The sequence below is a fragment of the Streptomyces sp. NPDC001027 genome (assembly GCF_040299045.1).
Taxonomy (GTDB): domain Bacteria; phylum Actinomycetota; class Actinomycetes; order Streptomycetales; family Streptomycetaceae; genus Streptomyces.
Genome location: NZ_JBEPBI010000225.1, coordinates 1 through 12438, shown reverse-complemented (window position 1 = coordinate 12438; position 12438 = coordinate 1). Strand labels below are relative to the sequence as shown.

The following is a 12438-nucleotide window of genomic DNA, read 5'->3' as shown; positions in this document are numbered from 1 at the left end:
CCGGCGAATCCAGCGCCGGGGCCCCTCCGCCTGTTCGCTCGAGGATCAGTCGTGCCAGGCTCCGAAGTCCTCCAGCAGGCGCTGGAGGGGCTCGAAGACGCCGGGGGCGGCCGCGATCGCCAGATCGCGTCCGGGGCGCTCTCCGGGCCGTCCGCCGGTCAGCGCGCCCGCCTCCCGGGCGATCAGGTCGCCCGCCGCCAGGTCCCAGGGGTGCAGGCCGCGTTCGTAGTAGCCGTCGAGGCGGCCGGCTGCCACGTCGCACAGGTCCACGGCTGCCGATCCGCCGCGGCGGACGTCCCGCAGCAGCGGGATCAGCCGCTGCGCGACGTCGGCCTGGTGGGTGCGGACCTCGGTGACGTAGTTGAAGCCGGTGGAGACGAGCGCCTGGTCGAGGGGCGCCGCCGGCCGGCAGGACAGGGCCCGCTCGTCCTCGCGGGCATCGGTCGCCCAGGCTCCGCCCCCGCGCACCGCGCGGTACGTCTCACCGCGCATGGGGATCGCGACGACCCCGGCGACGGTCTCGCCGTCCTGCTCGGCGGCGATGGAGACGGCCCAGGTGGGGAGGCCGTACAGGTAGTTCACGGTGCCGTCGAGAGGGTCGATCACCCAGCGGACGCCGCTGCTGCCCGCGCTTGCGGCGCCCTCCTCGCCGAGGAAGCCGTCGTCGGGGCGGCGTTCGGCGATCAGACCGGTGATCAGTTTCTCGGCCGCGATGTCCATCTCGGTGACGACGTCGATCGGGCTCGACTTGGTGGCGGCGACCGCGAGGTCGGCCGGACGTCCGTCGCGCAGCAGCTCGCCGGCGCGGCGGGCCGCCTCCTCGGCGATTCGGAGCAGTTCCGTGTGCAGGGGGTCGGTCACGCCGTTCCTCACGCGTAGGGGCTGTCGGCGCCCGCGGCGGCGGGCTTGGGGGCGCGGGCGGGGCAGCAGCCCACCGGGCACAGGTCGTGGCTCGCCCCCAGCGCGCCCAGGGCGCAGGGGGCGACCTCGCGGCCGCTCTCGGTCGCGGCGCGTTCCAGGACCAGTTCGCGGACGGCGGCGGCGAAGCGCGGGTCGGCGCCCACGGTGGCGGAGCGGCGCACCGGCAGGCCGAGCTCCCGCGCCTTGGCCGTGGCCTCCGTGTCGAGGTCGTAGAGGACCTCCATGTGGTCGGAGACGAAGCCGATGGGGGCCATCACGACCGCCGGGACGCCGGCCGCGTGCCGTTCCTCGAGGTGGTCGCAGATGTCCGGCTCCAGCCAGGGGATGTGCGGGGCGCCGGAGCGGGACTGGTAGACGAGCTGCCAGGGGTGGTCCACGCCGGTCCGGTCGCGGACTGCTTCGGCGACGAGCCGGGCGGTGTCCAAGTGCTGCTTCACGTACGCGCCGCCGTCGCCGTGCTCCTCGACCGGACCGGAGGCGTCGGCGGCGGAGATCGGGATCGAGTGGGTCGAGAAGGCGAGGTGGGCGCCGTCCCGGACGTCTTCGGGGAGGTCGGCCAGCGACCGGAGCACCCCCTCGATCATGGGCTCCACGAAGCCGGGGTGGTTGAAGTAGTGCCGCAGCTTGTCGACCCGGGGCGGCTCCAGGCCCTCGGCCTCCAGCGCGGCCAGCGCGTCGGCGAGGTTCTCGCGGTACTGGCGGCAGCCGGAGTAGGAGGCGTAGGCGCTGGTGGCGAGGACGAGGACGCGCCGGCGACCGTCGGCGGCCATCTCGCGCAGGGCGTCCGTGAGGTACGGGGCCCAGTTGCGGTTGCCCCAGTAGACCGGCAGGTCCAGTCCGTGCTCGGCGAAGTCCTTGCGCAGGGCGTCCAGAAGGGCGCGGTTCTGGTCGTTGATGGGGCTGACCCCGCCGAACAGGAAGTAGTGCTGCCCGACTTCCTTGAGGCGTTCCTTGGGGATGCCGCGCCCGCGCGTCACGTTCTCCAGGAACGGGACCACGTCGTCCGGCCCTTCCGGGCCGCCGAAGGAGAGCAGGAGCAGGGCGTCGTAGGGGGTGGCATCGAGCGCGTCTCGCATGGGTCGATCCTGCCACCCGGCTCCGGCGGACGCGGCAGGGCGGGGCGCCGGACGGGAGGGCGGCCGCCCGCCAGGATGCGTTAGGGTTGCCTAAGTTCGTCAGTCGTATGAGCTGCTTCACGCCTTACCGGCTCCGCCGGGGTCGGCCCGCCCGCCGAGTCCCTGCCGAGCCGCCTCCCTCACGCCGCGCCGGCCTCGCACACGCGCGTGACCGGACCTCCGGAGATCCCCGTGCCCAGCCCGTACAGCGCCCTCTTCGCCGCTCCCGGCTCCAAGAGCTTCTCCGCCGCGGGGTTCATCGGCCGGATGCCGCTGTCGATGATGGGCATCGGCGTGGTCACGATGGTCTCGCAGCTCACGGGCCGCTACGGACTCGCGGGCGCGCTGTCGGCGACCATCGCACTGGCGGCGGCTGTCTTCGGACCGCAGATCTCGCGTCTGGTTGACCGGCACGGTCAGCGCAGGGTGCTGCGCCCCGCGACCCTGGTCGCCCTCGGGGCCGCGGCGGGGCTTTTGCTGGCCGCGCACTTCGAGTGGCCCGACTGGGTGCTGTTCGTGTGCGCCGCCGGCGTCGGCACGGTGCCCAGTCTCGGCGCGATGATCCGGGCGCGCTGGGCCGCCCTGTACCGAGGCACCCCCCGACTGCACACCGCGTACTCCTTCGAGTCCGTGGTCGACGAGGTGTGCTTCATCTTCGGGCCGATCATCTCCATCGGTCTGTCCACGGCCTGGTTCCCGGAGGCCGGACCACTGCTCGCGGCCTGTTTCCTGGCCGTCGGGGTCTTCTGGCTGACCGCCCAGCGGGCCACCGAGCCCGCGCCGCACCCGCGCGACGAACAGCACGCCACGGGCTCGGCGCTGCGTTCGCCGGGGCTGCAGGTGCTGGTGGCCACCTTCGTGGCGACCGGCGCGATCTTCGGAGCGGTCGACGTGGTCACCGTCGCGTTCGCCGACGAGCAGGGCCACCAGGCCGCCGCCAGCGTCGTCCTGGCGCTCTACGCGGCCGGCTCCTGCCTTGCGGGGCTCGTGTTCGGACTGCTGCGCCCGAAGGGTCCGGCGGAACGACGCTGGCTGCTGGGCGTGTTCATGATGGCCGTGAGTATGATCCCCCTCCTACTGGTCGGAAACTTGCCGTTCCTGGCCGTGGCGCTGTTCGTAGCGGGCCTGGCGATCGCTCCCACGATGATCACCACCATGTCCCTCATCGAAGAGCACGTACCACGCGCGCGATTGACCGAGGGCATGACCTGGATCAGCACCGGGCTCGCGGTCGGCGTCGCGCTCGGCTCCTCCATCGCCGGCTGGGTCATCGACGCGGCCGGGGCGCGGGCCGGGTACGGGGTTCCGGCGGTGTCCGGGGCCGTCGCGGTCGCGGTCGGTTTCCTGGGGTACCGCCGGCTGAGCAGGCCGGCGCCGGGTCGTGGAGGCACCGTTGAGCAGCACAGCGAGCGGGAAGAACGCCGTCTGGCGTAACTGGGGCGGCAACGTCGTCGCACGACCCGCGCGGGAGGTCACACCCGCCTCCGTCGACGAACTGGCCGCCGCGGTGCGCCGGGCCGCCGAGGACGGGCTGAAGGTGAAGGCGGTCGGCACCGGCCACTCCTTCACGTCGATCGCCGCGACCGACGGCGTGTTGATCCGCCCTCAGCTGTTGACCGGCATCCGCGACGTCGACCGGGAGAACATGACCGTCACGGTCGAGGCCGGCACGCCGCTCAAGAGGCTCAACCTGGCTCTCGCGCGCGAGGGCCTGTCGCTCACCAACATGGGCGACATCATGGAGCAGACGGTGTCGGGCGCCACCAGCACCGGCACCCACGGCACGGGGCGCGAGTCGGCGTCCATCGCCGCGCAGATCAAGGGCCTCGAGCTGGTGACGGCCGACGGCTCGGTGCTCACCTGCTCCGAGAAGGAGAATCCGGACGTCTTCGCGGCGGCGCGGATCGGCCTGGGCGCCCTCGGCGTCGTCACCGCGATCACCTTCGCCGTGGAGCCGATCTTCCTGCTCACCGCGCGCGAGGAGCCGATGCCCTTCGACAGGGTCCTGGCCGACTTCGACGAGTTGTGGGCCGAGAACGAGCACTTCGAGTTCTACTGGTTCCCGCACACGGGCAGCACCAACACCAAGCGCAACAACCGCAGCGCCGGGCCCCGCAAGCCGGTGAGCCAGGTCGCCGGCTTCATCGAGGACGAACTCCTCTCCAACGGCGTCTTCCAGGTCGCCCAGTGGATCGGCCGCGCGGCGCCCGCCACGATCCCGACCATCGCCCGGGTCTCGAGCAAGGCCCTGTCCGCGCGCACCTACACGGACGTCCCGTACAAGGTCTACACGTCCCCGCGCCGGGTGCGGTTCCTCGAGATGGAGTACGCGCTCCCCCGCGAGGCCGTGACCGAGGCGCTGCGCGAGCTGAAGACGATGGTCGACCGCTCCGGTCTGCGGGTCAGCTTCCCCGTGGAGGTGCGCACCGCGCCGGCCGACGACATCACCCTGTCCACCGCCTCCGGGCGCGACAGCGCGTACATCGCCGTGCACATGGTGAAGGGCACGTCCTACACGAAGTACTTCACCGCCGCCGAGCAGATCTTCACCGCGCACGAGGGCCGACCGCACTGGGGCAAGATCCACACGCGGGACGCCGGGTACTTCGCCTCCGTCTACCCGCGCTTCGGCGAGTTCACGGCGCTGCGGGACCGGCTCGATCCCGACCGCCGGTTCCAGAACGACTACGTGCGCCGGGTCCTGGGGGAGTAGCGGACGCCGTCGAGGAGCCCGGCCCGCTCCGCGTCCTCGCGGCCGGGCTCTTCGACGCTTTCCGGCCTTTGACGCATACCGGCACGTCGCCTGCCGTTTCCAGACCGATACGGCCAGCCTCACCGGAAAGGGATGTACGGGGGAAACCGGGAGTACCGATTCGGGCGATTGCGTGAGGTACGCCACTTTCAAGATCGCGAAATGCCCGCCGCGAAGGGCCAAGTCCCACCTCGCGCCAGAAGTTGGGTGGCGCGCCAATCCACGCACGTGGCCCAAATGGAGTACTGTTGCGAGCCCTGGACCCGGTCTCCCTCCAGGATGTCCGGGGCCTCCCCGGACCGCCCCGACGGGGACCGGTCGCACAGGGTGACGGCTTCGGTGACTCAGCGTGGAGAATAGGTAACCGTGCCATAACGGCGGCGCGGGACCCGTGCCCGACACGCCGGGCAACTCGGCAAGGTTGTGGCAGGCTGCACCCGGGCAGGCCACACTCGACTAGCGGAAGCAGCGACGCACGTGACGTCGGCAGGCACCACCCGGGAGGTCCCCATGCCCGAACTGCGTGTCGTGGCCGTCTCGAATGACGGCACACGGCTGGTGCTGAAGGCTGCGGACAGCACGGAGTACACGCTTCCGATCGACGAGCGTCTGCGCGCCGCCGTACGCGGCGACCGTCCGCGCCTCGGCCAGATCGAGATCGAGGTGGAGAGCCATCTCCGCCCCCGTGACATCCAGGCGCGTATACGTGCCGGCGCCACCGCGGAAGAAGTCGCCCAGATGGCCGGCATCCCCGTCGACCGTGTGCGCCGCTTCGAGGGCCCCGTGCTGGCCGAACGCGCCTTCATGGCCGAGCGGGCCCGGAAGACTCCGGTCCGTAGGCCCGGCGAGAACGCCGGACCCCAGCTCGGCGAGGCGGTCCAGGAGCGGCTGCTGCTGCGCGGCGCCGACAAGGACACCGTCCAGTGGGACTCGTGGCGGCGCGACGACGGCACCTGGGAGGTGCTGCTCGTCTACCTGGTCGCGGGCGAACCGCATTCGGCGAGCTGGACGTACGACCCGCCCCGGCGGCTCGTCCAGGCCGTCGACGACGAGGCGCGTTCGCTGATCGGCGAGTCCGACGACCTGGCCGCTCCGGAGCCCAGCTTTCCGTTCGTTCCGCGCATCGCCCGGCTGCCGCGCGACCGGCCGCTGGACCGCGCCCTCGACCGGGAACGGCCCAGCCTGCCGGCCCCGCCGTCCGAGCCGGCCGAGGAGAGCGTCGAGCGTGAACGCGACTCGCTGACCAGCCTGTTGGAGGCGGTGCCGAGCTTCCGTGGCGACATGGTCGTCCCGGAGCGCCCGGCGGACCCCGTCGTCGAGGAGCCGGACGAGCAGGAGCCCGAGGTCGAGGAGCCGCCGGCGCCCGCCGCTTCGGCCGGTTCCGCCTACGCGGACGTCCTCATGCCGCGTTCCGTCGGCAGCCACCGCGACCGACTCGTCGGGGCCACCGACCGCCAGGCCGAGGCGGACGGCGTCCGTCCGGGGCGCCGGGCCGCGGTGCCCAGCTGGGACGAGATCGTGTTCGGCACCCGGCGCAAGAAGCAGGAGTGACCGGGTCCCCGGACCAGCCCTGCGGGGCGTCCGCCGGTGCGCCGAGGCCGGCGCGCACGGCGCTGCCCGTGCAGTCTGGGCAGATCGTGCAGAAGGAGGGCCGCACCGGTTCGGTGCGGCCCTCCTGTGCTGTCCGCCCGGTGGGATCACTCGGGGTCCGGGCCCACGGCCACCGGCCGGGACGGGTCCGAGGACCACTCCGACCAGGAGCCGACGTACAGGGCCGCGGGAATGCCGGCGACGGCCAGGGCGAGCACCTCGTGCGCGCCGGAGACGCCCGAGCCGCAGTAGACGCCGACCTCGGCGCCGTCGGACGCGCCCAGGGCCTTGAAGCGGTCCCTCAGGTCCTCCGGGGGCAGGAACCGGCCGTCCGGACCCACGTTGTCGTTCGTCGGCGCGGAGACGGCGCCCGGGATGTGCCCGCCGACGCGGTCGATCGGCTCGACCTCGCCCCGGTACCGCTCCCCCGCGCGGGCGTCGAACAGCACTCCGGAGCGGGCGAGGGCCGCGGCCCCGTCGGCGTCGAGGAGGCCCGTGTCGCCCGGGACCGGAGCGAAGTCGCCCTCCACGCGCGCGGGGACGTCCGCCGAGAGATCCCCCCGCCACGACGGCAGTCCCCCGTCCAGGACCCGCACGTCCGGGTGACCCGTCCAACGCAGCAGCCACCACGCGCGCGCCGCCGCCCAGCCCTGCCCGCCGTCGTACACCACGACCGGCCGACCGGCGAAGACGCCCGCCTCACGCATCGCCGCCCCGAACTCACCCAGGTCGGGCAGCGGATGACGGCCGGTCGCTCCCGCGGCGCCCGCGAGATCACGGTCCAGGTCGACGTAGACCGCGCCCGGCACGTGCCCGGACGCATAGGCGGCGCGGCCGTCGAAGGGCGGCTCGCCGGCCGCCTTCGCCGTGCTGAGCTGCCAGCGGACGTCGAGGACGACGGGCGGGTTCTCCCCCGCCAGGTCGTCGGCCAGTTCCGATGCGGTGATGATGGCGTTCATGGCCACCATCCTGGCGTACGGGGTGGCCCCGCCGCCCGCGTCCGGCTACTCTGCTCGGCCGGACAGCCTCGATCACGAGGCGTGCGGGATCGAGCACGTGCCGTACAGACGATCGGCATACGGCGACAACCGCGCGTGAACCCCGGGGAAACCCCCCACCAGGGATCCTCCGAGAGCGGCAGCGACACGACACCCCGAGTGGCCGAGGAGAGGGAGACGATGACCGAGGCAGGCGGGCCGGCCGGCACGATCGGCGCGACACACCCGCGGTACGCGCCGGGGACACCCTGCTGGGTGAGCCTGATGGCGCGCGGGTTGACGGCCACGCAGGAGTTCTACGGGCAGCTCTTCGGCTGGGACTTCCGGCCCGGCCCGGAGCAGCTCGGGCCCTACGTGCGCGCGCTGCTCGACGGCGAGGAGGTCGCCGGCATCGGCCAACTCCCCCCGGACCGCCATCTGCCCGTCGCCTGGACGCCCTACTTCGCCACCGACGACGTGGACAGCACCGCGGAAACGGTACGGCTGTGCGGCGGGACGATCGGGGTGGGCCCCCTGGACGCCTCCGACGCCGGGCGGCTGGCGATCGGCTCCGACCCCTCCGGCGCGGTGTTCGGCGTCTGGCAGGCCGCGGGCCACGTGGGCGCCACCGTCTCCGGCGTGCCGGGCACACCCGTCTGGAACGATCTGACGACCTATGAGACGGCGGGCGTCCGCAAGTTCTACGAGACGGTCTTCGGCTACGCCGAGGAAGCCGTGGAGTCCCCCGACCACGACTACGTGACCCTGCACGTCGGCGGTCACCCGGTCGCCGGCCTGCACGGCGTGGGCGCGGCCCTGCCGCGGGACCAGGGACCGCACTGGACGACGTACTTCGAGGTGGCCGACACGGACGCGGCGATGGTCCGCGTGGTCGCGCTCGGCGGACGGGTGCTCACGCCGGCCGAGGACAGCACGCACGGGCGGGTGGCGGTGGTGGCCGACCCGGAGGGCGCCCGCTTCGCCGTGATCCAGGAACCGCGGTAGTCAGCCGCGGCCCACGCCGTTCGCCGCCGCGCGTCGCTCAGATCTGCTGCACCGGCAGCACGTCCGGGGACAGCGCGGCCGCGCGCGCCGAGGCCGCGGTCATCCGGCGGCGGTGGTGTCGTCTGCACAGGACTTCATAGCCGACCGTGTCCGCCTGGTTCACGTCGCCGACGACGACCTGCGCGCCCTCGACCACCATGAAGCCGCCGACCGTGCGGGCGTTGTGCGTGGCGCGGGCGCCGCACCAGCACAGGGCCTCGACCTGAAGCACCTCCACGCGGTCGGCGAGTTCGACGAGCCGCTGGGAGCCGGGGAACAGCTTGGAGCGGAAGTCGGTGGTGATGCCGAAGGCGTAGACGTCGACGTCCAGGTCGTCGACCACGCGCGCGAGCTGGTCGATCTGCTCCTCGGCGAGGAACTGCGCCTCGTCCGCGATCACGTAGTCCGCGCGGCCGCCCTGCGAGAGGTGGTCGACGAGGTAGGCGTACAGGTCCTGACCGTCCTCGACCTCCACCGCGTCGGTGACCAGGCCGAGACGGGAGGACAGCTTGCCCTCGCCCGCACGGTCGTCGCGGGTGAAGATGATGCCCTGCAGACCGCGCGCGGAGCGGTTGTGCTCTATCTGGAGAGCCAGCGTCGACTTCCCGCAGTCCATGGTTCCGGAGAAGAACACCAGCTCGGGCATGGGGAGTTGAACGCCTTTCGGTGAAGTGAGGCGGAGCAGGGACGGTTTCGGGGCTTCAGGAGCGTACTTCGAGCAGGGGGACCAGCTGCTCGGCAGGGGTCATGGAGCCGTGGTTGCCGACCATCGACGACTCCTTGGGCTCCCGCTCGGAGGCGATGAGCAGGACGTCGTCCCGGGCGGCCGCGATCACGTCGCCGAGGCGGGCGCGCACCCGCTCGTCGATCTGCGGACCGAACCAGCCAGCGTCGATCGCCTCCTCCCGCGAGGCCACCCAGAACTGCTCGCCGAGCACCTCGCGCCAGCAGGTCAGGACGTCGTCCGCGGCGCCCGGCACGGCGTAGACATGGCGTGCGCGGCCTTCGCCGCCGAGCAGGGCGACGCCGGCGCTCAGCTCCCAGTCCGCGTCGAAGTCGATCCGGTGCTCCTCGTCGAACGGCACGTCGATCATGCCGTGGTCGGCGGTGACGAAGAGCGCGCTGCGCGGCGGGAGCTGCTCGGCCAGACGCTGGACCAGCCGGTCCACGTACATGAGCTGACCGCGCCAGGTGTCGGACGCGACGCCGTAGCGATGCCCGGCGCCGTCCAGTTCGGCGTAGTACGTGTAGACGAGGGAGCGGTCGCCGGCGGCGAGCTGCTCGGCGGCGCAGTCCATGCGCTCCTCGCCGGTGAGCCGCCCGTGAAACGTTCCGCCGCTGAGCGCGACCTTGGTCAGGGGGGTGTTCTGGAACGCGGGCGACGACACCTGGGCGGCGTGCACGCCCGCCCTGTCGGCGAGCTGGAAGACGGTGGGGTAGGGCTGCCAGACGCCCGGCGAGGTCCACGGCTGCCAGCGGAGCTGGTTCATCAGCTCGCCGGTGGCGGGATTGCGCACGGTGTAGCCCGGCAGGCCGTGCGCGCCCGGCGGGAGGCCGGTGCCGACGGAGGCGAGGGAGGTCGCGGTGGTCGCCGGGTAGCCGGCGGTGAGCGGGCGTCCGGTGCCGCCGCGCGAGCTGCCGAGGAGCGCGTGCAGGTAGGGCGCCTCGTCGGGGTGGTCCCTGATCTGCTCCCAGCCGAGGCCGTCGACCAGGAAGACGCAGTTGCGGTCGGCCGCGGTCAGCTCGGGGATCGCCGCGGTCGCGCCGGGCACGCCCAGGCCGGCCGCCAGCGTGGGCAGCAGGTCGGCGAGCGAGCCGGAGCCGTATTCGGGTACGGGCGCGGAGTCGACGGCGAGCGGTTCGGGGAAGTCCCAGGAGGCCTGCTGCGTCATCAGCGGGTGACGTCCGCTGTCGCCTCGGAGAGCGCCTGCGCGAAGGCGAGCGCCTGGCGCACCGTCTCCGGGCCGTCTCCGGCCTCGCTGACGCGCAGGCTGAGGTCGTCCGCCGTCGAGTTGCCGGTGTAGCCGTGGTCGGCGTCGCAGTTGGGGTCGCCGCAGGCGGCCGGCTCCAGGTCGATACGGGAGACCGCGCCCCAGCCGATGGTCAGCACCACCTCGCGCGGCAGCGTGCCCGGCGTGTACGACTCCGGGTTGGCGACCACGCGGCTGACGACGACCGACGAGATCCGGCCGAGCTTCACGGACTCCGTGGACGTCGTGGCGTACGGCGTCGGGGACGTGGTGTCGGCCGCCTGCTCGTCGGTGTGGCTGACGATGAAGCGGTTGCCGGTGAGCACCAGCACGGTCACATGCCGACGCACCTCGTTCTGGTCGAACGTGGTCTCCTGGTGAACCAGGTACGACCGGATCGGATCGCCGCCGACGGCAGCCTCCACCGCCTCTGCCACGAGGGCCGGGTAGTAGCCGCTGCGCTCGATCGCCGTGCGCAGCCCCTGGGTCGTCGTACTGGTCTTGGCCATGGGGTCCATCCTACGGGGACCCGCTGACTGCGAGGTGCCTCTCGCGATCGCTTCCCGGGGGCCGGCAGCAGGTGCGGGGCACGTCGCCTCGGCGGTGGGGCCGGCGCACCCGCGGGGCGAACCGCTGCCCTGGCGGCGCGTCCTCGCGCGCGTGCCCGAGCGCGTGCCCGAGCGCGTGCTCTCCGGACGATCTCCGGCCGGTGCGCGGCCACGAGGCAGGGGCGGGCCCGGGTCCGCCCGCGTCCGCGTCGAACGCGGCCGTGGCCGGGGGGCGTTCGGCCTGGCGGCAGTCCGGGCACCCGCGTACGGCGGGAGACGGCTCCCGGAACACGGGGTCGTGGAAGGCCGTCGGGCAGGCCAGGTGGGCGGGATCGGCGAGGACGAGTCCGGCCCGTGGGGGCGGGCGAGGTCCGACCCGGCCGCCGACCGGAACTCGCCCGGGGTCCGGGCCGTCACGTCCCGGTCCCGGCAGGCCCCCTCGGGCAGACCGACCTCGGGTGCTGCCGCACGGCAGCGGGAGCCCCGGCCTCCGGCGTCCGCGTCGGCGCTCCCCTGTCCCGCGGATCCTGGGCCGGGCGTGCGCCGCCTCAGTACACGGGCAGGGTCCGGGGGCCGAGGTCGTCACGCGCGGGCGGGGGCGCGAGGCGTACGGAGGCGCCGAGGACGCTCAGACCGTGCGGGGCGACGACCACCGGCTCCAGGGTGACGGCGACGACCTCGGGGTGGTCGTCGACGAGCCGCGAGACACGCAGCAGCAACTCCTCCAGGGCGCGGGTGTCGACGGGGGTCGAACCCCGCCAGCCGAAGAGCAGCGGGGCGGTGCGGATCGAGCGGATCAGCGACGTCGCCTCGCGGTCGGTGACCGGAATCAGTCGGTGCGCCATGTCCCCGAGGAGCTGCGAGGCGGCTCCGGCGAGCCCGAAGGACAGCACGGCCCCCGCCGCCGGGTCGATGACCGCCCGCACGACGGTGTCCACCCCGCGCGGCGCCATCGCCTGGACGACCGGCCGCAGCTCCTGCGGCCGCCCGAAGAGCTCGGTCAACTCGGCGTAGGCCCTGCGCAGTTGCTCTTCGTCGGCCAGGTCGAGACGGACGCCCCCGAGGTCGGCTCGGTGCCGCAGGTGCGGGGCGGTGGCCTTGAGGGCGACGGGGTAGCCGAGGGCGGCGGCGGCCCGCGCGGCCTCGTCGGGGCTGGGCGCGGGGGTCGCCCGGCGGACGGGGACGCCGTAGCGGCCGAGCAGCTCGGCGGTCTCCTCGGCGCCCAGGGTGAGTCCCTGCCCGCGCGCGAGGAGCCCGTCGATCAGTGCGGCGGCGCCCCGCTCGTCGATGTCCTCGTACTCGGGCACCTTGCCCGGGTCCGCCGCCTCGCGCCGCCACCGGGCGTACTTCACGGCCTCGGCGAGGGCGCGGACGGCGCGTTCGGCGGCCGGGTAGGCGGGGATGAGGTGTGCGCCCTCGGGCGGCTCGACGACGGGGGGCTGCAGCGGCCCGACGTCCTGCGCCGCGGCACGCGCGCGTGAGGTCGACTCCGCGCGCGGCGCGGTGCTCGCGGCGGCGGAC

At 73.5% G+C, this 12438-nt stretch carries 12 protein-coding genes; 5 read left to right on the top strand and 7 right to left on the bottom strand.

Going from position 1 to position 12438, the window contains the following annotated elements:
* Positions 1–45 precede the first annotated feature (45 nt).
* Together ABT300_RS35155 and ABT300_RS35150 are read right to left on the bottom strand one after the other, a co-directional pair.
* Entirely contained in the window at positions 46–861 is an 816-nt protein-coding gene (locus ABT300_RS35155; RefSeq protein ID WP_351684634.1) for an inositol monophosphatase family protein, read from the bottom strand.
* Positions 862–869: 8 nt separating this feature from the next.
* On the bottom strand, positions 870–1997 hold the full coding sequence (locus ABT300_RS35150) for a ferrochelatase (protein ID WP_351684631.1): 1128 nt from the start codon (positions 1995–1997) through the stop codon (positions 870–872).
* A gap of 231 nt (positions 1998–2228) precedes the next feature.
* Between ABT300_RS35150 and ABT300_RS35145 the strand changes: the two genes are divergently transcribed.
* The 3 genes from ABT300_RS35145 (at position 2229) to sepH (ending at position 6339) form a co-directional block, all read left to right on the top strand.
* Positions 2229–3470 carry an MFS transporter gene (locus ABT300_RS35145; protein ID WP_351684637.1) on the top strand — a complete coding sequence of 414 codons (1242 nt, stop codon included), beginning with the start codon at positions 2229–2231 and terminating at the stop codon, positions 3468–3470.
* Positions 3430–4749, top strand: coding sequence for a D-arabinono-1,4-lactone oxidase (locus ABT300_RS35140; RefSeq protein WP_351684628.1), 1320 nt, complete (start codon positions 3430–3432; stop codon positions 4747–4749). Before ABT300_RS35145 ends, ABT300_RS35140 begins: the two co-directional genes overlap by 41 nt.
* A gap of 549 nt (positions 4750–5298) precedes the next feature.
* Entirely contained in the window at positions 5299–6339 is a 1041-nt protein-coding gene (gene sepH / locus ABT300_RS35135) for a septation protein SepH (RefSeq protein WP_351684625.1), read from the top strand.
* Between the two features lie 146 nt (positions 6340–6485).
* Here the strand turns inward: sepH and ABT300_RS35130 are convergent, their stop codons facing one another.
* A complete protein-coding gene (locus ABT300_RS35130; protein WP_351684622.1) occupies positions 6486–7337 on the bottom strand; it encodes a sulfurtransferase in 852 nt (283 codons plus the stop codon).
* Here ABT300_RS35130 and ABT300_RS35125 point away from each other — a divergent pair.
* Both ABT300_RS35125 and ABT300_RS35120 read left to right on the top strand, forming a co-directional pair.
* Complete coding sequence (locus tag ABT300_RS35125; protein WP_351684619.1) at positions 7336–7476, top strand: hypothetical protein; 141 nt, start codon at positions 7336–7338, stop codon at positions 7474–7476. The genes ABT300_RS35130 and ABT300_RS35125 overlap by 2 nt on opposite strands.
* 80 nt (positions 7477–7556) lie before the next feature.
* Positions 7557–8360: a VOC family protein gene (locus tag ABT300_RS35120; protein WP_351684616.1), complete on the top strand. Its 804-nt coding sequence runs from the start codon at positions 7557–7559 to the stop codon at positions 8358–8360.
* Positions 8361–8397: 37 nt separating this feature from the next.
* On the opposite strand, the gene ABT300_RS35115 is transcribed toward ABT300_RS35120, so the two are convergent.
* The 4 genes from ABT300_RS35115 to ABT300_RS35100 all read right to left on the bottom strand — a co-directional run.
* Entirely contained in the window at positions 8398–9045 is a 648-nt protein-coding gene (locus ABT300_RS35115) for a thymidine kinase (RefSeq protein ID WP_057575455.1), read from the bottom strand.
* Positions 9046–9100: 55 nt separating this feature from the next.
* Positions 9101–10291 carry an alkaline phosphatase family protein gene (locus tag ABT300_RS35110; RefSeq protein WP_351684614.1) on the bottom strand — a complete coding sequence of 397 codons (1191 nt, stop codon included), beginning with the start codon at positions 10289–10291 and terminating at the stop codon, positions 9101–9103.
* On the bottom strand, positions 10291–10887 hold the full coding sequence (locus ABT300_RS35105; protein WP_351684611.1) for a DUF5998 family protein: 597 nt from the start codon (positions 10885–10887) through the stop codon (positions 10291–10293). The genes ABT300_RS35110 and ABT300_RS35105 overlap by 1 nt, the downstream gene beginning before the upstream one ends.
* Before the next feature lie 578 nt (positions 10888–11465).
* Positions 11466–12438, bottom strand: a 973-nt coding sequence (locus tag ABT300_RS35100; protein WP_351684608.1) for an acetate--CoA ligase family protein, incomplete at its 5' end; no start/stop codon positions are given.